The organism is Duncaniella muricolitica (genome assembly GCF_910574735.1).
GTDB lineage: Bacteria > Bacteroidota > Bacteroidia > Bacteroidales > Muribaculaceae > Duncaniella > Duncaniella muricolitica.
This window is the reverse complement of sequence record NZ_CAJTCF010000051.1, coordinates 5,827-29,371: the sequence shown is the minus strand read 5'-3', so window position 1 is coordinate 29,371 and position 23,545 is coordinate 5,827. Positions and strand designations below refer to the sequence as shown.

Genomic DNA, 23,545 nt, shown 5'->3' with positions numbered 1-23,545 from the left:
ATTTTTAGTGTTAAATTTTCATGCTAAACATCAGATTTTTAACGGATTAAACACTTGGCTCCTCGGAGCCGTTAACAAATTCTCAAAAAATAACCGAAGTATTGTAACGATGACATACAGGTTTTCACGCCTACAGGCAAGAAAATCATCCTTCCTCAGAACGCCACTGCGATTGATTTCGCATACGAGGTACATACTGATTTGGGAGACCATGCCAAATACGTACGTATCAACAGCCGTTTGGAGCCTGTCAACACGGAGCTGAGACGTGGTGACGTAGTTGAAATATTCACCGAAAAGGATTCACATCCTGAACAGGACTGGCAGAACTTCGCCCACACTTTCAAGGCGCGTAAGGCAATCCGCCGTTATCTGGAGTCAATTCCGAAAGCACCGTATTGTCGATGCTCTGTCTGTAATCCCATTCCCGGAGAGGAGGTAATCGGTATCCGGAATCATTTTGACCCGGAACTCATAACGGTACATAAACGCGACTGTCCCCATGCCATAAGTATGGCATCCTCGTATGGCGATGATGTCGTGTCTGTTGACTACAAGGCTGACGAAACTCTATATCCATTGACTCTGAAGGTAAAGGCAGTTGACCGCAGTCACCTCTTCGTTGACCTTGTGGATTGTATCACCAACACTTTCCATCTCTCGATGGAATCGTTCAACACCAGGACCGACCGCAACATTGTTGTCTGCAAAATCCGTTTCGGTGTCCATTCATATGCAGAACTGAAGACTATTATCAACCATATCTCTACCATTGACGGCGTTGATGAAGTGCGACGCCTCGATGAAGATGATGAACTATTCGACGTTTGAATATGAAAATAGTATTTGTTTGCACAGGCAATGCGAGCCGCTCGGCTGCTGCCGAGGTTGTGTTGAAAAAGATGGTTGCCAACAACGATATTGACGGCATTGAAGTCGCTTCCTGCGGAACGAAAGTGCCTGATGGGCTCGACCGCGAGGATGTGATGTGTCGTATCGCCTATGAACATGGTTATCAAATGGGTGGGAAAGCCATACCTATGAACGAGGAACTACTCAATTCAGCCGATTTGATAATCGTAATGACCGAACACCATCGCAATGAAGTAACCTGTCTGCTGAAATACGACCATTGGGACAGGATTGTCCGATTCAACGATTACTGCTTTGGAGAGTCCATAGACCTCCCGGATCCTCACTATCAGACAGAATACGTGTATCGCACAAGCTTCGATACTATTGAGCGAGGCTGTGCTGAAATCATAAAAAGATTACAACAATGACAAGAGAACAGTTACAAGATAAATGTCGAGGCTCTCTCGTCGGGGGTGCCGTTGGGGACGCTCTCGGCTATGAGGTCGAGTTTATGAATCTTGCGGCAATCCGAAAACGGTTTGGCAAGAAAGGAATCACATGTTATGTTCTTCATGACGGTGTGGCTCAATTCTCCGATGATACTCAGATGACACTTTTCACTCTCGAAGGGCTGATGAGTGGCGTCATCGACACGAAAGCGGGAAAGCTGGAGGAAATTCTACCGTATATTGAGAAAGGCTATCTCAACTGGCATAAGACCCAGACCGGAATACCCGAACCACAGGCTGACAGTTGGATGAGCCATATACGGGCATTATGGAACCGCCGCGCGCCGGGCATGACCTGCATGGGGGCTTTGGATAACATAGCTCAAGGAATGGAAGTGCGTAACAACTCAAAAGGGTGCGGCGGGGTGATGCGTGTCGCCCCGATCGGAATATTCAATGCCGCTCATTCCAATCTATACAAATACGATGACACGGCACATCTTGCGGGATGGGCTGCGGAAATCACCCACAAGCATATCGCAAGCACTTTCGCCTCGGCACTTCTGGCGACTACCGTGGAGAACTGCATACACGACGAGACGGTTGACCGCATGACGTTCTCATGGATTGTTGACGGAGGCCTGACAATGATGCCGAAGTATTTCCATGGACACGACGAGGAGTTAGATCGGTTTTCGCGTCTCATCCACCGAGCTTTGGCCCTTGGCCAGGATTCCATACCGGAAGACTCTGCAATACGCGAATTAGGAGAAGGTTGGGTCGGTGACGAGGCCATAGCCATAGCAGTGTTCTCTGTGATGCGACATATCAACAGTTTCGAGGATTGTATTGTCTGCGCTGTCAACCATGACGGTGACAGCGATTCGACCGGGGCAATAGCCGGAAATATCATCGGTGCTATACTCGGTTACTCCGCCATACCGTCGTATTATCTTGAAAACCTCGAAATTGAGCCCGTACTTGTATCAGCTGCCGACGACCTGTGTGCTGACGTGAAGATACCCGAAGTCAACCGGCGCATCGGAGATCGCTATATAAAGCATATTCCAACTGGTATTGATAAAGATTTCTTGTTATGAGGAAGGTTATTTTCATGCTGGTTGTCACGTTGGCCGGTATATTTGCTGCGTTTGCGACAGACAAAAATCTTACATTAGATGAATTGTTCGACAAAGTATCACATATCGACCGCTTTGAAGTCATGGATTTCAATGGCGGAGATATGGGCTTTCCTGACAATCTTGGAAAAGGAGTATTGGCGATACATCCCAATGCCGAACCCCGAGAAGAGATAGTAGCATTGCTGAATCAAATTCCGCGAGAGTCTCTTGTATATGACAACACAGACGAAGAAGGCAGGTTTGACCGTTTCTTTAAGGAGGGCGATTCCACATTGCTGTATGTCCATGTCGGACATGGCTCAGGAGACACTGCTGTCATTCTTTTCAAAGGTGGCAAAGCGGAGGATGTCAATGACTTCATAAGCCGTATCAATAGAGAACTGTCCGAACTCAATTCTGAAGAGTAAAACAATGATTTCATAGATTATAAAACAAAACTGACAATGACCCGAATAAGCATATATCATCGTTTGTTTATTACCTTGACCGCAATGATGTCTGCCGTCACAACATTGGCGGACAACGCCATTGACTTCAATGAAACCATCACGGGAAAATCTGCGGAGGTTGTTGTGTCAGACACGCTTCCGGTATCAGAATCCACTGCTGCACATGGAGACACGTTTGTTTCGCTCACGAATTTGATTGAAAGGGTAAGACAGGGCGACAAGCAAGCATACGAGACTTTGGCCTACTGCTATCGGTATGGTAAAGGCGGTGTTGAAAAATGTATGTTTAACGCTATCATCTGCTATCAGCTTGCAGGACAGAAACCGGTCGATGTGGCGGAGGCGGCTTTCAACGCCAATCCAAATGACGAACTTGGTCTTATGAACCATCTTATGGTAATTATGGACAAGCATGGGCTGGACAGTCTCGTTGTCGCGATGGAATCAGTGGATATCCCCGACTATAAGTGGGCAAACCTGTTGAAGAATATAGTCGCCAATGCCGGTTCAGACAATTCACGGGACTATATTCTGTCTATGGTTGATGGAAACTCAACCGGTGACGAGTTTCTTATGGCGTTCGCGAGCCTGCATATTCTGACCCGTCATCTCCCTGATTTGGAATCAACACCTAAAGCACTGCTTATGGCAGAAAAAGTTCCGTTCATGTATAATCATGCCGGAGAAAAGCAATGGGACAGGTACAAAGAGGATGAGTCCGCGAATAAAGAGAATCTCGATAGTGCCATAATGTATTTCCAAAAGGCGGATACCAATGGGTTCCTGTCACCCCGGAATGCACGAAGGATACTGTCGATTAATGCACGAAAGTGTGCGGACATATCAAGATACTTCGACAAGAATGATATTCAAAGACTTATCCGTATAGGAGGGCCTGATGAAGATTATGATGAAGCGGAAGTGGTGGAAATGGATATGAATCCGGTTGAAAAGATTGAAGACACCGAATTCAATCAAGTTCCGACTATATAAATCATCATCGAGCAGTCTATGAACATGAAATATCTTTTAGTGGCAATAGCTGTTGCGATAATGGCGACTATAGCCGTGGTCATGCTCGCCGATAGCAGTATTGAATCAGTTAATGCCCCAATGATAGCCGATACTGAAGATTCCTCCGAAGAATCCGGCGACAGCCGATACTATGGAGATACTCTTTGCAGTTATGACGGAAAAACTGTAGTCTGTGACTGGACAGAAGAAGATGATCCGGAAATGACCTCTTTACAGACACCATTGATAATCACATATGCCGGAAAAACACCGGTTGATTCATGTAGGGTAATGGGATGTGTGTCTTTTTTTGCAGACGGATTACAGATGAAATTCGCTGTCGGAATTGATACGGTCGTTTACAATGTCAAGAATCTGCCAGACAGTATAAACCCGGTTGAGCGTTTGCTGCCTCAGGGAACTGTAAGGCATCATTACAGTCGTAGTTTTTCTCTGTCTGACTCCTCATGGAATTGCGATTTCAAATTCACGGCCTATCTTTCGGAGCATCATCCCTTATGGCTAAGGCAGTTTATCGCGACCATCATGCGCAATGATATTCAGGGTCTTTATCTTGACAATAAAGGTGCTGACCGTATCCTGAAGGAATATTACTCCATAAAAGCCACTCCGAGAAAAATCGGGGGAATTAATGCTACCTCCATGTCGCCGGAACAGGTAGCCGTGCATTTTTCTAAGGAACACGAGAGGCTTTACCGCAAAGATTTCACGGAAGAGGATTTCGGGCCGAAATACGACTACATGATGGAGGCTGCTCCTGCATGGGAGAGTAAGAACGGACAATATGTGACCTATCGCTTCTATACCTACTATTACACAATGGGGGCGCATGGATTTATGGAGGAATACTATCTGACTTTCGATAATGAAAACGGTCGCATCCTTGGGTATAATGACATCTTTGGGGCAAACGACTTCAAAAAAGTATTGGATTTGCTTGAACAAGAAATTACGACCCAGAAAAAGGAATTCATGAATTTTGATGGGATATATCCGGCATCTCTTGAAAAGGACGAACTGGAATCCAATGCGTCAGAGATTCTGAAAGAAGTATATGACGGTGCTTATTATCCTAGACCAGCTCTGACCAATCAAGGTGTCGTATTCTCATACCAACCATATGAAAAAGGCTCTTTTGCCGAGGGAATCCTCCATTTCGTCATTCCGTATTCCAACCTGGATGTGAAAGTTCCTCGCTAAGTATGTGCGATATTTGCTTTTGGATTAGAGCATAAACGATAATTTAATAAACTGAATATGAACTATAAATTTACGCCTGAGAATATAACCTCACTCGGAAGAGATGAAGTATTTGTGTTCGGCAGCAATCTCGCCGGTAATCATGCCGGAGGAGCCGCACGAGTTGCCCGTGAACGTTTCGGTGCAATAATGGGCCAAGGAGTGGGAATGCAGGGACAGTCCTACGCCATACCGACAATGCAGGGCGGTGTGGACACAATCAAACCCTATGTTGATGACTTTATCAAGTTTGCACAAAAACATTCCGATATGACCTTCTATGTGCCCCGTATCGGATGTGGAATCGCAGGATTCAAAGATGAGGAAATTGCACCGCTATTTGATGTGGCATTTGATTTACCAAATGTTGTACTTCCTAAAGCATTCTGGAATATTATTAATCATGCTCGACAACTTGCAAGCGAAACATCCGGTATGGTTTTTCATTCCGTGCCAATAGAGTTTTTCCCGGAAGACATAGAGAAGACCCAGAACATGAACCAAAAGGAGAAAACGGATTTTATTATCTCACTAAAACAGTATGGAAGATATAAAATCAAACATGAGTCACCAACTTCAGCCGAGTATATCCTTAATGCCGATGATATGGGACATCATAAAATTGCTCTGACAGAGAATGAATTTGCTATCGCCGCAGGCAAGAAACTATATTCCAAGAATTGGAGCTGGGGGCTTGACTTTGATTATGATATCCTATCAGTAATTCCCATTGAAAAGAAAAATGAGGATACACTAACCAAAAACTATGGTAATTTCGCGGTCTTACTTTCTAATGGACAGATATTCTATGTATGGAGCGAGGCGTGCCTTAAACCACTTTTTCCAACAAGTGATTTCATCGCAGTAGAATCAGGATGTGGAGGTCTAATCTTTGGTTTACACCAAGATGGAACAATTTCGGTTGCTTTTGAAGAAAATAATCCTTCAGTAGCAACTGAAGTGAAAACATGGGAAAGTATAATACAAATTTCTTCGTCTGAACATCATATCATAGGACTTCTTCGGAATGGGACTGTAATAGTTGGTGGAGACAAACAACATTTTGAAGATGCTCGCAATTGGAAAAATATTAAGAAGATATATGCATTTGATGCTTATCCATTTGCGCATTTAGATTATGATCAGTTATTCGGAATAGATGAAGATGGATGGCTTTATGTGACTGGTTGTCCTTGGCGAAAGGAAGCCCGCCAGTATTGGAGAAAACTCCGCGGGCAATATGATGTCAGCGACATAATTAACAACAATGATGCAACCTTTATTAGATATACTGATGGAAGTCATAAACTCATAACACCTCACGCAATGCACAACTTTGAAAAGGACATGGAATTTATACATAAGTATGACAATTTCCAATTCCTCGCTGCACGTGGTGATATGGTGGTTATTATCGACGTTGAGGGAGAATTTCGCGTTGACATGAACAAAGAGGAACGAAAATGGTGGGAATAAATTTGTTTAGGAAGCGTCCCAATCTCTTTCCAAGAGTTACCTATTACAAATGCAAATTTAGTCAAAATCCTGTAAACTAGCACTATTAGGATCCATATAAATTTATCTACAAGTAAGAGAAACACGACATTGTTTAGCAAACAGTCCCGGTGTTCCTCGTTTTGTCATTGATTCTTTGCAAGATAGCAGCCATCCCAATCTCTTGGAAAGAGATATGGCTAACAAGAATCTCAATAAGGCTAAGGAAGCCAAGAAAGATGAGTTTTACACTCAGCTTGAAGACATAAATAATGAGCTGCGTCATTACCGCGAACACTTCCGTGGTAAGACGGTGCTGTGCAATTGCGATGACCCTCGCGTCAGCAACTTTTTCAAATATTTCGCTTATAACTTCGAGTTTCTCGGTTTGAAGAAACTGATTGCAACCTGCTATAAGAGTCAGGATGTCAATCTCTTTTCAGAGGGCACAAGCGAAGAGGCCGTTTACCTCGTATATGAGGGCGATAAGAATGGGAACAACATCCCTGATGAAGATGAGATAGAGGTCTTGCCACTCAAAGGAGATGGAGATTTTCGCTCCGCTGAGTGCATTGAGTTTCTAAAAGAAGCGAATATTGTTGTAACCAATCCTCCTTTCTCGCTGTTCCGCGAATATGTTGCCCAACTTATCAAATATGATAAGAAGTTCTTGATAATTGGCAATGTAAACGCCGTCACTTACAAAGAGATATTTCCACTTATAATGAGTAATCAAATTTGGTTTGGAGCCAGTATTCATAGTGGAGATAGGAAATTTTGGGTGCCAGACGATTATAAACTTGAAGCAGCAGGATGTGGAATAGATGAAACAGGTCGAAAATTTATCCGTGTCAAAGGTGTTAGATGGTTTACGAATTTAGATTATAAAGAACGTCATGAGGATATTATTCTTTTTAAACAATATAATCCTGATGAATATCCATCATATATAAACTGCGATGCTATAGAAGTTAGTAAGACTTCGGATATTCCTATGGATTATGATGGAAAGATGGGAGTGCCTATCACATTTCTTGATAAATATAACCCAGAACAATTTGAAATTCTTGGCAAAAGTTCAGATGTGGCCGATATGACAGAGATTCGTAAAATGGACAATGTTCAAGGTGGTGGTCCTCGATTTTATGTCATGAAAAACGGAGTGCCTACAAGAATGTATGAACGTATTCTTATCCGTAGAAAGGAATGAACTATGAATATTGAACCGAAAAGAATCAAGATAGCTGACCTTATAGAAGGCTATTCCAATGACCCGGATACAGGTGTAAAGGGTTATGGTGGCAAACTGGATATTCGCCCGCCATATCAGAGGGAATTTCGTTATGATGTGAAGCAACAACAAGCGGTAGTTGATACAATCCTCAAAGGGTTTCCGCTAAACATCATGTATTGGAGTGTTGGCGAAGATGGTAATTATGAGATGATTGACGGCCAGCAGCGCACTCTCTCGATATGTGAGTTCCGGACTCATGGATTCAATATCGAAGACCCCGACCGAGGTACTCTATATTTCTCAACGCTCACGAAAGATGAGCAAGAGAAATTTCTGAACTATGAGTTAACGGTATATTTCTGTGAGGGTACAGACAAGGAGAAACTTGATTGGTTCAGGGTGATCAATATCGCCGGAGAGAAACTTCTCGATCAAGAGTTGCTCAATGCCGTTTATACCGGTCCGTTTGTTTCCGATGCCCGCCGTCACTTCTCCAAGAACGGGTGTCCTGCATACAAACTCGGTGCGGATTATCTGAATGGCAATGCAATTGAACAGGCTTACCTATCGACAATTCTCAGATGGACGTCTCGTCATGACGGAATTGCAAAGGTCGATGAGTATATGGCACTCCATCAGTTTGACCCCAACGCTAATAAGCTTTGGGCATACTTTGTGGCTATTATAACTTGGATACGCTCAACTTTCCCGAAATATCGCCGTGAGATGAAAGGTCTGGACTGGGGAGCAATGTATGACGAGTTCCATGAGAACACTTACGACACCGTAGCGCTCGAAAAGCAGATACACGACCTGATGGAAGATGACGAGATAATGAAGAAGGCAGGCATTTATCGCTATGTACTAAGCGGCGACTTGCGAGACCTGTCTTTCCGGACTTTCGACAAGAAGCAGAAGCGGGAGGCATACGAGCGTCAAAAAGGTATATGCGTTCACTGCCACAAACACTTCGAGTTGGAAGAAATGGAGGCAGACCACATCAAGCCATGGAAAGAGGGAGGCACAACAGTTGCTGACAACTGCCAAATGTTATGCCGCAACTGCAACCGCATCAAGGGAGCAAATTGAAAAATGAGGCATTATCTTATTTTTCGGCGAAAAAGTCTCCTATGTGGAGGATATTTATAGACATATGGTTATTGAAACCCTTGGCTACAAAGATATTATCATCCAGCAGATAAGGAATATCCTTCAATGTTGCATAAGTGGACCGCTTCATATAATCCTTTGGATAACGCTCCGGATGTCTCTTCGGCCATGAGTCTTCATCAGATGAATAAACAAGATGGCACACGGCTGATGTGTTCGGATTTCTCATTGCTTCCAGCATATCTTTCTCAACCATCGCGATAAAAATCTTTGGCGCCACATTGTCGAAAGGAGTGCCGAGTTGAACGCCGGCTTTTTCCATGAAACCGTTAGGATTTTCAAGAAATGCGGATGTATCGTTTGGCGTGTTATGTTCACTTAGATACAGGAATGCCTTGTAGTTGGCAATGAACATCTGTATGAATCCCAGTTTTATGGGAATAGCGGTAGGATTATATTCATAATCATGAGAATTTACGGCGGACAATACAATGTCTGCCGGATAATCGCAATATTTGCCTTCCGCGTAATGTCTCGCAATAGTTCGTGGTTGCGGAATCTTGTTTAACCTATCCTTATACATCAGATAAAGAAAATCTTTTTTGCCCAATCATCGTAGTGTTCGCGAAGAAACGGGATAATCTTGGGGTTCTCAAAAACCTCGATACATGCCTCGCAGCCGTTTCCGCTTTGGTGGAATTTTATGTCTGAATTGTCATAGACATACTGGAGAATGGCCTGTGCTCCATCCGTGCCTATCCACACTTTCAATATATCCTCGTAAGTCCGTTCATAAATTGTTTTTACCGGCTCTTTCCAGACATTCCCCAGACGCATATGGGGGTTGCGGCTGTTGCCTATGCCGCAACAGGCAAGTACATCTCCATATGGGGTTATTACTATATTCTTGAACAACAGGTCGCACGGTTTGCTCTCTTCATAAGGTCTCCAATGCCATGGATAGCCGCGCCCATGACGAACATCGTTATTATACTTCCTCCACATCCAAAAAACAATGTCAATCTTACCGGCATTGACCAGTCTCATGAAAGCGGAATCCTCTTTCAGCTTTTCATAAACCGAGCATTGCCCATATCTTGTCTCCATACGGAATTCAACTTTATATCCTGCACGTGCGGAGGCAACGGCCGCATTACGGCATCCTTTTAGCGGCAGGATATGCTGATGGTCATCTCCGACAGAGAAGGCAATCTCATTAAGTCCGGAGGCTCTCAACTGGAGAATCCTTTCGAGTGCGGCTGTATATGATTTACCCCAGTACCCATTTGAGACAAGTGCCACCAACAAACCTCTATCCTTGCCATACCTGATGATTTCGTCCAGATCACTTCCAAGTAAAAAGCATTCTCCTCCGGTTAAATCAAGTTGTCTAATCGAGTCAGGATAAGCGTCCATACAAATATCGACATAATGCTTCATCTCGTCAATGGTCATGGTCTTTCCCCGGTCCGGACGGCATCCGAAACAACAATCCACACACGCCGCATTGCAGCGGAATGTTGTGATTAGCACTATCTTATATGGCTTTCGAGGTCTGAACGATGGCATTGATTATTTCTCATTATGAATTATACCAGAATTGATATACATATTAGGGTTCAAGGGATTTTGGTCGAGGAGTTGCAAGGATTTTACCATGTGGAGTGTCCCCTGTTTGTATTTCTGGAAATGTGGACTGGATATATGGCTCTTGTAAGCATCCTGCGATGAGTAGATTTCCAAAATTGTGACTTTGCAGGAATCCTCCTTTGATACGGTAGGATACATGGCGAGGACACCCGGCTCTGTCTTCATGGATATTTCCCCAACCTCAAGCGCGAACGGCAGATATTCATCAAGATAGTCCGGAATTATCTCGATAACAGAGTAACGGAGTATACCGTCCTCTGCCATCGGTAACTTTTCACACAAGGTCTGCGCGTTAGCAGTCAGCAGAATGATAATTGCGATTATTGATGTTAGAAATCTCATGAGCACTTCTTATTTCAGGGCCTTGCCGTCGGAGAAGGCGTTGCCGACTTTCACACCGAGAGCAATGTAGCCGTTGTGGACGGGGTCGAAGGTTATTAGTTGCATCTTCTCTACATCTGGTTTGCCGTCCTCTGCCAGATATTTCTCGTTGCATAATATGTTTACGATTTCAGCGATAATGTAGTAGCCGGATTCAGACTCATAGAGTTTCTCTTTGATACGGCATTCCATTGTCATTGGGAAGCAGTCGAAAACCGGGGCGTTGACGTTTTCCGCTTTGACGGCTTTCCACCCCGTCTTTTCGATTTTGTCATGATTCGTCTTACCGCTGACAATACCCACGTAGTCCGCAGCCACGAGCGTATCGACCGTGGCAAACGCTACGGTGAACTCTCCGTTGCTGTTCAAATTTTCGGTGGTGGCGTGTGCGCCCATCGAAATCATAATCTCGTCCATGTCCCATTGTCCTCCCCATGCGGCGTTCATGGCATTGGGAATACCGTCGATATCGTATGTGCCGATGATAAGTACAGGCTGTGGCAGCAGCCATGCTTTGGGTCTGAAATTCTTCATATTATTGTTTCTCTGTGTTTTGTAAATTCTTTTAGTCTCCGCAACTGTCAAGTCCGAGCTGCATTGTTGCGTCCTCTTCATTGGCGGCAGAGCACTCGTGACGAGGCGGGATGCGCTTGATGAATTTTGCAGGGTTGCCGGCCACGATTGTGTTGGCCGGAACATCCTTGGTTACGACGCTGGCTGCTCCTACCACGGCATTGTCGCCAATGGTAACGCCGGGGAGGATTGTGGCTCCGGCTCCAATCCATGCATTCTTTCCGATGTAGACGGGTTTGCAGGTTATAACCTGACGCTCGAAAAGGTCATGGTTGTTGGAGATGAGCTGCACATTGGCGGCTATCATAGCCCCGTCATCAATCGTTATTCCTCCTGCCGACATTATAAGACATCCGGGCATTACAACTACGTTTCTGCCAATCTTGACCATGTGTGGTCTTACGGCTGTCAGCGGTGTGTTTACAATGCTCCCTTCACCCATCGAGGGGAAGATGCGGTGCATCAGCTCATCATACCCGGCTGTGCCGGGCATTGTATGGTTGAACTTGAATATATGTTTAGCCTGTTCATTGGCAAGTGCCAATTCCTCAGGAGTCTGCTTTGTTACGTCTATTCTGATTTCTTCCATCATTTTCTTATTTTGTTGATGATTGCGATAGCGAAATGGGCGAATATGCCATAGACAAGGGTTGCCAACAGAGCCATGCCCTCATTGATTATTATAGTATATGACAGAGGCATAGGCCATTCCGGTCTTGACTGCTGAAAAGCAGCAACAATGGCGCATACCGAGAGGACGATGAAAACAACTATCATCGAAAGCGGTGCGAATCCCCAATTATATCTGCCTATCTGTATCATTTGAACACCTTGACACGACCAAAGAGATTGCCTCGTTTGACCTGCTTTCGATAACACATATAGAAATGCTCGCAAATGGTAAACAGAGCAATTGCCACAAGCAGAGTCCACCAATGGGTAGTGCCATTGACTACACGCGCACATCTGTCAGGAATCATTAGAAATGACAAAATGGTCAACGTCAGCCATATATTTCGTTTTACTCTATTGCTCAGCATAATATTTCAATATTGGGATTGATAGATTTAAGCTGTGTCATGAATCCATCACGGTCTTTCGGAGAGATTTCAATCGGAGCATAGCTTTTCAACACCGAGCGGTCTGTGAAACTTATCGAGACTCGCAGGTGTGACATACCGGCTGTAGCGAGATAACCGGAGGTTTTCTTAACGTCCTTGATTTTGGATATTGGCAGACGTGTAGGTCTGAAGAACTGATAAATCACGATGTCTTCACCGTCTATTTCATACCAGCAACCGAACAAGCCAATGAAACATAATGCAGTCAGACCACCACATATAAACACGGCATACCACCATGGCATATCAAAAGCAGTGAACCACATCAATACCGGAACGACAAGCAAACATAGCCATGCCCACCAGTCTATTTTTGAACGATACACAGTCTTTCCCATAGAGAGATAGAGCTACGACTTACAATAATTCTCGACAACATATAAATCAACGGAAATATGTTGTGCCGCGACCTTTTCCAATGTTTGTCTAACATCTTCCCAAAGAAGACCACCCAATCCGGCACCTATCGCAGGAAGAGCGATCTTGTCAACATCGACACTTTCCGCAATTTCCATCATTTTGTCTATCGCGCTCTCGATATATTCGAGTTTTGCCTTAGTTCGCCATGTGACTTGAGTCCCGAGGTTAAACACATACCCTGAGCCATAATTATAGGCATAGACATCTCCGGGATTAAACTCCCCGTTATCGCATAGTCGTTTGTATTCAAAATACATTTCCGGGAATTTAGCCTTAAACTGTAATGCAATTCCTTTGCCCATGGCTCCGGCACAATTACATCCGTGGGCGTAACTCGTCACACCGGGAATCTTAAATATGTCACCGTATTCAATGTAATGTATCATAAATGTTTATCTGACTTGAAATTCAACATATGCCGTATCGCTCTTCTGAATCGGATATGGCGGATAACTGAATGTCTTGACAAGGCGGTAAGTGGCAGACTTATCACTCAGATCATAAAGCCATGGCTTTACTGTCATTCTAAATGAGCCGTCGGGTTTCAATGAATATCCTATATCATTGAAGCATACCTCAGTTCCTTTTGCCAAGAGGTCAAGATACTTTTTTGAGTACGGTGCCTGAATCCAGCTTCCTTCATCAGATTTGGTGTCTATTCGATACCATTCTCCGGTAGTCAAATCTGCGTCACGACTGTTTGTAAATTCCACTATCATAGAATCCACCGGAGTTTTGACCGGGTCAGGGCTGACAATTCTCATTGTCATGCCCTCAACCGTGGCATAGCTCTTCTGAGGCATCACATACGGAGGCTCAATTTTATCACAGTCGAGAGAATTGTATATTTCAAGTATGAGCCGTTTGTCGAAACTGTTGATTGAGAAACTTCCACTTTCTATACGGCAGTTTACGGAGGGGGCCATTATTACAGAATCCTTGTAAACAAACCCGATACGTTTGCCGATCCTTTGTTCTGTTGCATCGGCCCAGACGGGAATCTTATCCTGCTTCAAAACGCCTTGGATAAAGGCAATGTCATGATCTGTCACTGTATCAAGAGATACTCTTTCAAAATCATTTATCGTAACGATTGCTTCCCCCTCGATATTGTCGGAATTATCCACCGGATACCAACCTTTGTCGCGATGTGTAGTCGAGCACGCATAGAGTGTCAGCGATGTGATTGCGAGTGCAATCAGGTTCTTAACTTTTCCCATAAACTATTTGCTATCTATCAATGATTTGAAAACGATTTCCGATATGTCAGCTATAATCTTCGATGTTTCCGTCATATCGTAGCCAGAATCAGCGACAAAGACGGCTATTGTATATCGTGTGCCGTTTGGCAGATGGATATAGCCACAGTCGTTTATTGCCGATATTCTGCCTTCGGGTGTCGGGAATCCCGTCCCAGTCTTATGACCGACAACGGCATTTGTCGCGATAAATGGAGCTGCCAGTCTGTCAACACCTGTGCGGCATTGTTCCAGCATGACGGATATATTTGAAAACGATTTTGAACGGGCCTTTATATCAGTGTCAAATCGGTCGAACAGCGTAGCCATCGCGAGCGGTGTGGAACGATTGAGATAACTCGTATATGGGTCTTTGTGCATCTCCTGTTCGGATGCGCCTATCGTAATATCCAATTCGCCCGCTACATCTTTCAGTAATGTAGTAGCACAGGCTGTACCACCGACTCGTTTCAGCAACAAATCCGCTGCGTTGTTGTCACTTTCAATCAATGACCATTCAAGGAGTTCCTTAAAGGACATTTTATACAATCCCGAGCCATATTTCTTCAGCATCGGGCTATAAGTGTCTTTTATCAAGGCTTTCGGCCCGAAAGCAATACTGTCGTTTAGAGACATTCCGTTTGAATCCACCCATTTAGCCACCGCTAATGCCAGCGGAAACTTGAACACACTCATCATCGGAAAATCCTTTGAACCGTTCACGCTTACTGTATCCTTGCCGTTGATAATAACCGCGATACCTATTCTGGCATCTTTCCTTTCAACAAATGAGGTCAACTCGTTCTGAAGTCTACGGATTGAGTCCACATAAACATATTCATTCTCTCCGGGAATATATGGCTTGAGTTTTACGTCAAGTCTTTCGTTTTTTACCTCTATGGTATCACTGATTGTCCCTACATACGAAAAAGCTAAAGTATCTCCTTTCACAGCCTTGATCGAATATCGACCGGTTTCATCTCCCACAAATGTCTTACCATCCGACAATCTTGTGATATACGGGTGGACGAGAACAGAATTATCTCCATCAAAAGAAACAAGCCCCGAAATTTCTATGGAAGTTTGCTTGGTTCTGCATGAGGTGAATATTAGTGCCAATATGATAAGTAAAAATAACTGTTTCATTATTTATTGTTTAGCCGCTCTTTCAGCTTGGTATTGCGTTTGGAGACGGTGTTTTGTTTTATGGCGTATGCGAGGGCTTTGGTGGTGCCGACGAGTACGCAGATTTTCTTGGCGCGGGTTATGCCGGTGTAGATGAGGTTGCGCTGGAGCATGACGAAGTGTTTCATCGTCACGGGCATAACTACAACCGGAAACTCGGAGCCTTGGCTCTTGTGGATTGTGACCGCGTATGCTAATACAATCTCGTCAAGTTCAGTTATGTCGTATTCTACAAGGCGGCTATCAAAAGTAACGGTCAAAGTACGCTCGTTGGTATCAACGGCAGTAATATAGCCGATGTCGCCGTTGAACACGTTCTTGTCATAGTTGTTGCGAATCTGCATCACCTTGTCGCCCTGACGGAATGTGTAGCCGCCACGAGTCAATGACAGACCCGTAGGGTTGAGAGCGTTTTGCAGTTCGATGTTGAGGTTGCCGGCTCCGACCGTGCCACGTTGCATCGGTGTCAGCACCTGTATCTCTTTCGGCGGATAGCCGTATTTCTTTGGAAGACGTTCACGCACAAGTCCGATGATGAGTTTGACCATTTCATCGGCATCTTCCTGATTTATGAAGAAGAAATCGGTGTCGAGACCATTCTTGATATTAGGAAAATGTCCGGCGTTGATGGCGTGGGCGTTCATCACAATCCGGCTCGACTGTGCCTGACGGAAGATGCGGGTCAGCCGTACCACCGAAATCTGCTGCGAGTCGATGATGTCGCGGAGCACATTGCCTGCTCCGACACTCGGCAACTGGTCAATGTCACCCACGAGTATCAGGCGCATATTCGATGGTATTGCCTTCATCAGATTGTAAAACAATAGAATATCAATCATCGAACATTCATCCACAATCAAAGCGTCGCCCTCCAAAGGGTTCTCATTATTACGTTTGTATCCGTCCATCGGATTATATTCCAGCAGACGGTGTATTGTCTTGGCCTCCATGCCGGTGGCTTCAGTCATTCGCTTGGCTGCTCGACCTGTGGGAGCGGCGAGAAGAATACTCATGTGCCGGGCTTTGAACGCGGCGATTATGCCTTGTGTGGTGGTCGTCTTGCCTGTGCCGGGCCCGCCCGTCAGCACCATGACTTTTGAGTCGAGTGCCTTCTGAATTGCCGCCTGTTGTACTTCGTCATAGACTATGCCACCGGATTTTACGCCATATTCGGCTTCCGGTTCTGCGGCAATATCGGAATTGAAGAGGGATGTGTCGGCGAGTAGCGACTGTAACCGCTTTGCCGAACCGTTCTCGGCATGATAGAACGGAGGGAGATAAATCACATCGTTGTCGGCGATAACATCCTTGGTCTCTATCATTGTGGCGAGAGCCTGACGCACGGGTGCTTCCTCAGCATCCAACAGTTTGGTGGCGGCTTCGACCAACTGATTAGGCTCGGCATAGACGTGACCATCCTCGGCGAGTTCATTGAGGGCGTAAAGTATTCCGCTACGACAACGGCGAGGATCGTTCTTCTCATAGCCCATCTTCGAGGCTATGCTGTCGGCTGTATTGAAACCGATGCCCCAGATGTCATCGGCAAGCTGATACGGATTCTCTTTGACCTTGGCAATCGACTCCTTTTCATACTTGCGGTAGATCTTGGCGGCAAAGGCGGTGCTTACGCCATACCCTTGCAGGAACACCATAACCTCCTTGATGTCTTTCTGCTTTTCCCAGCTATCACGGATTTTCTCCATCCGTTTCTTGCCGAGACGTGGCACTTCAAGCAACCGCTCTATGTCGTTTTCAATAACGTCGATTGTCTCCAGACCGAATCTACTGACAATAGCCTTGGCGTATGCCGGGCCGATACCCTTGACCAGCCCGCTGCCGAGATACTTCTCAATGCCATAAAGAGTGGCGGGCATTACCTCGCCCCATGACTGCGCCACAAATTGCTGTCCATATTTTGGGTCAACGCGCCAGTCACCGTCAACAAGAAGAACACTTCCAACGGGTACGTCGAGCAACGAGCCGGTCAGGGTCACGAGATTGTCATACCCCTTGACCTTGACTTTCATCACCGACCAGCCGTTTTTCTCATTCTGGTAAGTGATATGCTCGACGACACACCGGAGTTTAATCATTTAGATTCACGATATTTTATTGCTATTGCGATGGATGCTATCCAGATTAGTGCCACTATTGGAACTACCCATGCACCAATCGCAACTTTGAAAATCGAAGCGATTATCCAATATGTGAAAAGACAAAAATCAATCGAATCGAGTATCTTGTACCCGTGTGGAGCCATTGGAGTCAGATAGCGTTTAGCCCAGATGACATATATGAACCATACCAACCAAGCAATAAAAACAATGGCAACAGCTAAAATTGCTGCCACACTGACAAATGCGAGACCGCAATGGTCACCCTGATTACAGGTTATCGCTGTTCCGGCAGCAACAATAAGTCCGCAAATGATAGTTATCTGAGCCATTTGGGTCCAAACATTCCGAGTTATGTTCGTTCTCTTTATTCGGTTGAGCAATCCCATATTTCAGTCCCAGTCGTTGAGGTTGGCGATGAACTCGTCAACCGAAGATTCATCAAACAATTCAGGAAGCTCACCGGTGTTGATGTGATAGTCGTAATCGACCATCATGTCATCAACGGCGTTTTCGCCGTAGTCATTGTATTCTTCTTCCATAATATCAGTTAGTATCAGTAGATTGTTCACCAGACTCCTGAGCGGCTTTTCGCCGGGCGTCTTTCGCTTTCTTCTTTGCCTCCCTTCTCGCCGCGTCGTCTTGAAGCTGCTGTTTCAGAGATTTTACGATTTCCGGTTTCTCACGCTTAAATCTCTTTTCATAGAGGTTCTCGATGTATTGTGGCAGCGGTGTTTTCCACGGCTCCTGCTTGTGGTTGTCAATCTTACGGAGAGAATCCGGTTTGAAGCCGAGTTCACGAGCCATCTGCACTTGCACATCAGAAAGATGGTGACGTTTCTGCGCCACCATCCATTCCTCTATTATAGTGCGTTTTGATGCCATTACTTTGCGACTTCTTCCTTGAAGCAGTTAGCGGGTTTGAACGCCGGGATGTTGTGAGCCGGGATAACTATCGTGGTGTTCTTGCTGATGTTGCGGGCTGTTTTCTCCGCTCTCTGCTTGACGATAAAAGACCCAAAGCCACGGAGGTACACGTTCTCACCATGTGAGAGGCTGTTCTTCACAACGGTCATGAACTGTTCGATTACGGTAACAACCGCAGCCTTGTCGATGCCGGTTGTCTTTGCGATTTCATTCGCTATTTCTGCTTTGGTCATTTCTGTATTGCTTTGAATTTGATAAGTTTTAAGAGTGCAAAATTACTAAATTTCCACGAGATAGACAATGCGATTTTATTATGCCTGTGAACAATGTAAACGTGTTATGCGTTTTGAAAATCGTAACATTCAAAATAAATTTTATACATGACTCACGACAAAAAGACAATCGCCATAGAAGCGAATCCGACGACTGCCTGTGTCGCATTTGGCCTGGCTATGGGCCTGCTGCCCCAGTTTTTCCAGAAAATGGAAGCCGATACCAACGGTTTAGCCTCTTTCCCCATAGCTAAGCAGAAAGAGATTATCGATGTTCTTCACTCAGCTTTCCGACAGGCAAACATCGTTGCCGGGACAAGAGAAGCCATGCTTAAAGACAAAAAGTTCATGGCCGAAATGGAAGAAATTATCGGTGAGATTGACCTTGAAGAAGCAATCTAAGAACAAATTATATAAAAAGGAAACACTCAAACGCCGCCTTTTGGCGGCCGAAATTTTTGGCAAAATGAGGGCGATGGAGCATTTGCGCTTCACCGCCTTCATCACTGATATGGCTATGATTGCTTGTTTCGTTTGGCGAGCCACTCGTCACGTTTTTGACGGCACTCCTTGAGTGTCCGGGCGACTATTGAAAAGAGTTCGCCCTCTTGAGTTCGGTAGTCGTATTGCACTCTGCTTATCTTCTTGCCTCTATGGGAGATGTAGAAGGTTTCATACTGCTCCGGTCCGGCTTGAGTGGTAGATATACCTACTTTAGTCATTCGCGTCATAATCTTTGGGGCTGTGACCATCGTCGGAGTTGGCGGTGGTCTGGTTAAACTTATGCTCTCTTGCGCTCGGCAATCATCTTCTTATTGGCGTTGATGATACCGGCTATCTGCTCGGTGTACTCACATATTCCGTTGGCGAATGCACGGCATTGGATTATGTGGTAGTCGTCAAGCGAGATTTCTATGGTGGCTACCTGCTTGTTGCCGATGTAGGCGGTGAGGGTCAGTGTATTCTCTTTGAGAAAATATTTGGCGGTTCCGCAACAAATAGATTGACTTTCACCGATTTTATAGTAATCGTCGATGGTGTCGATTGAATGGATTTCAATCTCTCCGTCAGTCAATGCCATTCCGAAATAGCGGGATTTGAGTTCCTCGAACTTTGCTTTGTCCTCAATGGCTTGCTGACGCTCTTTCTCTCTCTGCTCCTTGATGCGCTGGCGGTTGAGCTTTGCCACATATATATCGTGGGAGGTTTTGAGGTCTTGGGGTGCTATCAGCGAGGGAGAATTGAGGTCTCTGCCCATACGTTCCAACATCTTGATGTAGTCAAACCACATTCCCACATCCTTGAATTTGTATCCGTTGCGCTTTGCTATCTTGATGGTGTTCCAATACTTGTCAACGTCTGCCGGGTGGTGGCAGAGGTGACGGAGCAACTCTATCTCGTTGGATTTCATCAGTGTCTCGGCTTTCGGATTGGAGAGTAACTGCTGAAAGAGTGTCACGGGGTGGATATGATACGTTGAGTTTTTGAACCCGTTGCGCTTGATTGTGTCAGTGACCTTGATGCGTGGATATACCCATTCATCTGCTATACGCCAGAATGCCTCGTTGTCACGCCTTATCTCGAATGGAGAGCAAAAGGCGAAGGTGTCAAAGTAGTAACCGCCCAATGTACGTTGCAGTCCAATGACAGTTTTCCTGCCCTGCGGGTCTATCCAGTATTGACCGATTTCAAGATAGGCTGGCTTGGCTTTCGCTCCCTTGCGCATTTCGGATAGCAACATCCACATCCTGACCACCTGATAATCTTCCTTCGTGGTGATTACCACAAAGTAGGATTTCTGCTTGATGACACGTTCCTTTGTATCCTTGATTTCAAGTTGTGTGCCACACTCGGGGCAGAAACATCTTCCGTCACGGGTCTCGATAAACTCTGCACCGCAATCCATACAAGTGCATTTACCGCCTTTGAGCCTGTAAGCGAAATGCTCGTGGGTATTTCTGAACGCCCATTCCATCTGGGGAGTGGTGAGCGGGCGTAGTTGCCCACTCAGTTCCACTAACCTTGATTGTATTTTGTTCTTCGGTCTCATCGTCTTTCAGTTTTAGAGTTCATCAAATAGGTTGGGGATTGAGTCAATCTCTGCTCCGGCTTTGGGAGCGGTGGCGGTCGGCTTGGGTTGAGCCTTCGGCTGAGATTGTTTGCGGAGTTCCAGGAGTTGTTCCTGCTTGAACTGTTCCATAGCCTGCTCTTTGAGAGCCACCTTGTCTTCATCAGATAGCTCCGGCTTGGATACCAGTATGTTGCAGTTGATAGGAGTTCCGCCATCCTCGATGCTGTCCTCGTCATAGAAATGCAGGAGGATTGATAGCACGGTTTGGTCATCTACGACACACATCCCGCTTTTCTGTATCTCGTGGCAGAGATAGTTGACAGCACTTTCGAGTGATTTCTTGGGATTGGCGAGTTTGATTGCCAATGCGGGTTCAGCGATAATACGCTCTTGGAGCATCTGCTGCATAGCTGCGATTGCAGCGTTGTTTGATTTCATAGTAGCCATATCAGTTGAGCTTTATAAAGTGAGTAGCCAAAAGATTATCATTAGGGCAGTTGCAAGGCTAATAACCCAGCCCACACCTCGGAATATCGGTCGGAGAAACACCCACAACACCAATCCGAGTATTGCACCAATTATCCCCACCAACCAAAGGATAACCCTTTTTATGCGGTTGAGACTGGAGATGGATGCTCTGCCTCGTCTGTTTGATATGTTGTTGTTCGTTTTCATCGTGCGACATTTTTTTTATGCGTCTATCGACTATCGAAGTTTTGCTTGCTCGTTGACACGGCAGCGTGCGGAGGCAATGAAGGGCTGTTCGCCCTTTGGCTTAAAAATACGAGTGCAAAATGAAGTATTCGCCGGAGCTTGCGGAGGCAAATGCCATTTTGTGTCTGGAGATTTTTCAGCCAAAAGGCAAGAGAATAGCCCTGCTCCGCACGTTTATTATTCCGAGCAAGCAAGGCTTCCTATGTTGATATGACTGCATAAGAACTGGAGCTAAGTTTACGCGCCGGTGAAAACGAATGACAGCATATTCGCACTGAAAACTCACTGAAAATGGCTAATTTTGCAACATGGATACAACATATATCGAAACTGCCAGACTGATTTTGCGTTCATGGAAAATGTCCGATAGGGGTGTCTTTGCAGAAATGAACAGCAATGATAATGTCATGAAATACTTTCCAAAGCCATTATCTGATGAAGAATCAAATGGCTTTGTTGACAGGATCAACTCCGAATTTGAGGAAACAGGTTTCGGATTGTATGCTGTTGAAATTAAGGAGACAGGCGAATTTATCGGTTATGTCGGATTCCATCGCTTTACTTTTGATGTTCCCTTTTCTCCGGGATGGGAAATAGGCTGGCGAATATCAGATAAATTTTGGAATAAAGGATATGCCACGGAATCGGCGATGGCGTGCATAAAGTATGCGCGGGAGAAAAAATTATGCAATAGACTTTATTCTTTTACTGCCGTACCTAACATTCCTTCAGAAAATGTCATGAAGCGCATAGGAATGACTTTTGACGGATTGTTCATGCACCCGGCATTAGCCGAAGGTCACTGGTTGAAAGAACACAAATTGTACTCTTTAGATTTATAATGGCACTGTCCAGTCCCGGAAAGGCGAGTCTGTGATATGCGGCAACGCAGGAAGGCGGCACATCTCAGTCTCGACTCGTGGACTACTGATAAACGGTAAGTGAGAGAGCGGTCGTAAAATACCTTATCAGCAACGGCGATAAGAACACGGATAAACGGCATGGAGTCTCAGAGGTAAAAGCAGCGTCTCCGATGCTTACCTCGGAGGCGTTGCCGGTTATCGGTGTCCCGCCGGTGCCCATAGGCGCGATGCGGTCAATGGGTGTCAGTGCCTGCACCGTCACCTTTTGACGGTATCCCGCCGCCAATCCTGAAGACCGCTCCCTCTCTTGCCGCTTTCGTAGTGATTGTTCTAATCGATTGCTTGTATCAAGACCGCCTTATGCAACAGTGGTTACAGTAATAGTTGTTGCACTAACACACAATTGTGAGATGAATAAGAGTTCCGTCGCAATAAAGCATTATTTCAGTCAAAAAACGCACTCCGCACGTTTGGTGGAATGAAATATTTGTCGTATCTTTGCATAAACAATGCAATCATACGACAAACAATGATTCTTAGAGCCACATTTGAGAACATATACTCTTTCAAAGAAGAGACCTCAATCAGTTTCGTTGCCGGAAAGGGAACGGTTCACCCTGCTCATGTCAGCAGGGCGCAGAAACGTGACGATATATCGGCATTGAAAATCGGTGTGATTTACGGTGCCAACGCATCGGGCAAGAGCAATGTAATCAAAGCCGTTGCACTGCTCCAGCAGATTGCGACGGGAAGATTTCCTGCCGGAGATTTCGAGCCGTTCAAACTTGCAAAACCGATTAATCCTGTCTCAAAGATTGAAATTGAGTTCAAGACCGGGGGGCGGTATTTCGCTTACGGCATGGAGTTCTCTATAAATGGCATCAAGGAGGAATGGCTCTATGAGATCAACAGTCGCAGCGACAAACTGATATTTACACGAAAATCCAATCAGGATGGAAACGAGTTTGAGTTCGGCGACATTCATGGCGATTCATCAGTGGCTCAGTTT

The 23,545-nt window shown here is 45.3% G+C and carries 31 protein-coding genes; 12 read left to right on the top strand and 19 right to left on the bottom strand.

What is annotated here, in order from left to right; all coding sequences use genetic code 11:
- Window positions 1–114 precede the first annotated feature (114 nt).
- The 9 genes from QGT73_RS11625 to QGT73_RS11585 all read left to right on the top strand — a co-directional run bounded on the left by QGT73_RS11625 (window position 115) and on the right by QGT73_RS11585 (window position 8,986).
- Window positions 115–831 (top strand): TGS domain-containing protein, encoded by a 717-nt coding sequence (locus QGT73_RS11625; RefSeq protein ID WP_280122499.1) that lies wholly within the window; start codon window positions 115–117, stop codon window positions 829–831.
- Window positions 832–833: 2 nt separating this feature from the next.
- Window positions 834–1,283 (top strand): arsenate reductase/protein-tyrosine-phosphatase family protein, encoded by a 450-nt coding sequence (locus QGT73_RS11620; RefSeq protein ID WP_280122497.1) that lies wholly within the window; start codon window positions 834–836, stop codon window positions 1,281–1,283.
- Window positions 1,280–2,404, top strand: coding sequence for an ADP-ribosylglycohydrolase family protein (locus QGT73_RS11615; RefSeq protein WP_123615367.1), 1,125 nt, complete (start codon window positions 1,280–1,282; stop codon window positions 2,402–2,404). The genes QGT73_RS11620 and QGT73_RS11615 overlap by 4 nt, the downstream gene beginning before the upstream one ends.
- Complete coding sequence (locus QGT73_RS11610) at window positions 2,401–2,853, top strand: hypothetical protein (protein WP_123615366.1); 453 nt, start codon at window positions 2,401–2,403, stop codon at window positions 2,851–2,853. Before QGT73_RS11615 ends, QGT73_RS11610 begins: the two co-directional genes overlap by 4 nt.
- Before the next feature lie 36 nt (window positions 2,854–2,889).
- Window positions 2,890–3,888: a hypothetical protein gene (locus tag QGT73_RS11605; RefSeq protein WP_124075877.1), complete on the top strand. Its 999-nt coding sequence runs from the start codon at window positions 2,890–2,892 to the stop codon at window positions 3,886–3,888.
- Window positions 3,889–3,906: 18 nt separating this feature from the next.
- Complete coding sequence (locus tag QGT73_RS11600; RefSeq protein ID WP_123615364.1) at window positions 3,907–5,130, top strand: RsiV family protein; 1,224 nt, start codon at window positions 3,907–3,909, stop codon at window positions 5,128–5,130.
- A gap of 57 nt (window positions 5,131–5,187) precedes the next feature.
- Entirely contained in the window at window positions 5,188–6,645 is a 1,458-nt protein-coding gene (locus QGT73_RS17420; protein ID WP_341874116.1) for an A1S_2505 family phage non-structural protein, read from the top strand.
- Between the two features lie 214 nt (window positions 6,646–6,859).
- Entirely contained in the window at window positions 6,860–7,873 is a 1,014-nt protein-coding gene (locus QGT73_RS11590; protein WP_124075876.1) for an adenine-specific methyltransferase EcoRI family protein, read from the top strand.
- 3 nt (window positions 7,874–7,876) lie between these two features.
- Window positions 7,877–8,986: an HNH endonuclease family protein gene (locus tag QGT73_RS11585; RefSeq protein ID WP_123614998.1), complete on the top strand. Its 1,110-nt coding sequence runs from the start codon at window positions 7,877–7,879 to the stop codon at window positions 8,984–8,986.
- Window positions 8,987–9,002: 16 nt separating this feature from the next.
- On the opposite strand, the gene QGT73_RS11580 is transcribed toward QGT73_RS11585, so the two are convergent.
- The 15 genes from QGT73_RS11580 to QGT73_RS11510 form a co-directional block, all read right to left on the bottom strand.
- Complete coding sequence (locus QGT73_RS11580; RefSeq protein WP_123614997.1) at window positions 9,003–9,590, bottom strand: hypothetical protein; 588 nt, start codon at window positions 9,588–9,590, stop codon at window positions 9,003–9,005.
- The gene (locus QGT73_RS11575; protein WP_217939022.1) at window positions 9,590–10,462 is read right to left on the bottom strand and encodes a radical SAM/SPASM domain-containing protein; all 873 of its coding nucleotides are present in this window, start codon (window positions 10,460–10,462) and stop codon (window positions 9,590–9,592) included. Before QGT73_RS11575 ends, QGT73_RS11580 begins: the two co-directional genes overlap by 1 nt.
- Before the next feature lie 117 nt (window positions 10,463–10,579).
- Window positions 10,580–10,921, bottom strand: coding sequence for a putative quinol monooxygenase (locus tag QGT73_RS11570; RefSeq protein WP_280122496.1), 342 nt, complete (start codon window positions 10,919–10,921; stop codon window positions 10,580–10,582).
- Window positions 10,922–11,008: 87 nt separating this feature from the next.
- A complete protein-coding gene (locus QGT73_RS11565) occupies window positions 11,009–11,572 on the bottom strand; it encodes a flavin reductase family protein (RefSeq protein WP_123614994.1) in 564 nt (187 codons plus the stop codon).
- A 31-nt stretch (window positions 11,573–11,603) separates the two neighbouring features.
- The gene (locus QGT73_RS11560) at window positions 11,604–12,200 is read right to left on the bottom strand and encodes a DapH/DapD/GlmU-related protein (protein WP_123614993.1); all 597 of its coding nucleotides are present in this window, start codon (window positions 12,198–12,200) and stop codon (window positions 11,604–11,606) included.
- A complete protein-coding gene (locus QGT73_RS11555) occupies window positions 12,200–12,433 on the bottom strand; it encodes a hypothetical protein (protein ID WP_123614992.1) in 234 nt (77 codons plus the stop codon). The genes QGT73_RS11560 and QGT73_RS11555 overlap by 1 nt, the downstream gene beginning before the upstream one ends.
- Window positions 12,434–12,644: 211 nt before the next feature.
- Window positions 12,645–13,070, bottom strand: a complete 426-nt coding sequence (locus QGT73_RS11550) for a PH domain-containing protein (protein ID WP_123614991.1) — start codon at window positions 13,068–13,070, stop codon at window positions 12,645–12,647.
- Between the two features lie 12 nt (window positions 13,071–13,082).
- The gene (locus QGT73_RS11545) at window positions 13,083–13,538 is read right to left on the bottom strand and encodes a macro domain-containing protein (protein ID WP_123614990.1); all 456 of its coding nucleotides are present in this window, start codon (window positions 13,536–13,538) and stop codon (window positions 13,083–13,085) included.
- Window positions 13,539–13,544: 6 nt separating this feature from the next.
- On the bottom strand, window positions 13,545–14,372 hold the full coding sequence (locus QGT73_RS11540; protein ID WP_280122495.1) for an immunoglobulin-like domain-containing protein: 828 nt from the start codon (window positions 14,370–14,372) through the stop codon (window positions 13,545–13,547).
- A gap of 3 nt (window positions 14,373–14,375) precedes the next feature.
- Complete coding sequence (gene bla / locus QGT73_RS11535; RefSeq protein WP_123614988.1) at window positions 14,376–15,536, bottom strand: class A beta-lactamase; 1,161 nt, start codon at window positions 15,534–15,536, stop codon at window positions 14,376–14,378.
- Window positions 15,536–17,668 carry an SF1B family DNA helicase RecD2 gene (gene recD2, locus QGT73_RS11530; protein WP_123614987.1) on the bottom strand — a complete coding sequence of 711 codons (2,133 nt, stop codon included), beginning with the start codon at window positions 17,666–17,668 and terminating at the stop codon, window positions 15,536–15,538. Before recD2 ends, bla begins: the two co-directional genes overlap by 1 nt.
- Complete coding sequence (locus QGT73_RS11525; protein WP_124075874.1) at window positions 17,665–18,021, bottom strand: hypothetical protein; 357 nt, start codon at window positions 18,019–18,021, stop codon at window positions 17,665–17,667. Before QGT73_RS11525 ends, recD2 begins: the two co-directional genes overlap by 4 nt.
- 60 nt (window positions 18,022–18,081) lie before the next feature.
- Entirely contained in the window at window positions 18,082–18,231 is a 150-nt protein-coding gene (locus tag QGT73_RS11520) for a hypothetical protein (protein ID WP_217939020.1), read from the bottom strand.
- Window positions 18,232–18,235: 4 nt separating this feature from the next.
- Window positions 18,236–18,574 (bottom strand): hypothetical protein, encoded by a 339-nt coding sequence (locus QGT73_RS11515; RefSeq protein WP_123614985.1) that lies wholly within the window; start codon window positions 18,572–18,574, stop codon window positions 18,236–18,238.
- Window positions 18,574–18,867, bottom strand: coding sequence for an HU family DNA-binding protein (locus QGT73_RS11510; RefSeq protein WP_255201573.1), 294 nt, complete (start codon window positions 18,865–18,867; stop codon window positions 18,574–18,576). The genes QGT73_RS11515 and QGT73_RS11510 overlap by 1 nt, the downstream gene beginning before the upstream one ends.
- Before the next feature lie 129 nt (window positions 18,868–18,996).
- Here QGT73_RS11510 and QGT73_RS11505 point away from each other — a divergent pair, with 129 nt between their 5' ends.
- Window positions 18,997–19,290, top strand: coding sequence for a hypothetical protein (locus QGT73_RS11505; protein WP_123614983.1), 294 nt, complete (start codon window positions 18,997–18,999; stop codon window positions 19,288–19,290).
- 113 nt (window positions 19,291–19,403) lie between these two features.
- Here the strand turns inward: QGT73_RS11505 and QGT73_RS11500 are convergent, their stop codons facing one another.
- From QGT73_RS11500 to QGT73_RS11490, 3 genes are read right to left on the bottom strand one after another with little or no spacing between them, the layout of a single operon-like run.
- A complete protein-coding gene (locus tag QGT73_RS11500) occupies window positions 19,404–19,610 on the bottom strand; it encodes a DUF3873 family protein (protein ID WP_255201567.1) in 207 nt (68 codons plus the stop codon).
- Between the two features lie 59 nt (window positions 19,611–19,669).
- Complete coding sequence (locus QGT73_RS11495) at window positions 19,670–20,938, bottom strand: PcfJ domain-containing protein (protein WP_123614982.1); 1,269 nt, start codon at window positions 20,936–20,938, stop codon at window positions 19,670–19,672.
- Between the two features lie 12 nt (window positions 20,939–20,950).
- Entirely contained in the window at window positions 20,951–21,406 is a 456-nt protein-coding gene (locus QGT73_RS11490) for a Cas9 inhibitor AcrIIA9 family protein (protein ID WP_124075873.1), read from the bottom strand.
- Between the two features lie 575 nt (window positions 21,407–21,981).
- Between QGT73_RS11490 and QGT73_RS11485 the strand changes: the two genes are divergently transcribed.
- Window positions 21,982–22,515, top strand: coding sequence for a GNAT family N-acetyltransferase (locus tag QGT73_RS11485; protein WP_123614977.1), 534 nt, complete (start codon window positions 21,982–21,984; stop codon window positions 22,513–22,515).
- Between the two features lie 82 nt (window positions 22,516–22,597).
- Here the strand turns inward: QGT73_RS11485 and QGT73_RS11480 are convergent, their stop codons facing one another.
- Window positions 22,598–22,798, bottom strand: a complete 201-nt coding sequence (locus QGT73_RS11480) for a hypothetical protein (protein ID WP_148066138.1) — start codon at window positions 22,796–22,798, stop codon at window positions 22,598–22,600.
- Between the two features lie 267 nt (window positions 22,799–23,065).
- Here QGT73_RS11480 and QGT73_RS11475 point away from each other — a divergent pair.
- On the top strand, window positions 23,066–23,545 hold a 480-nt coding region (locus tag QGT73_RS11475; protein ID WP_280122494.1), incomplete at its 3' end, for an AAA family ATPase.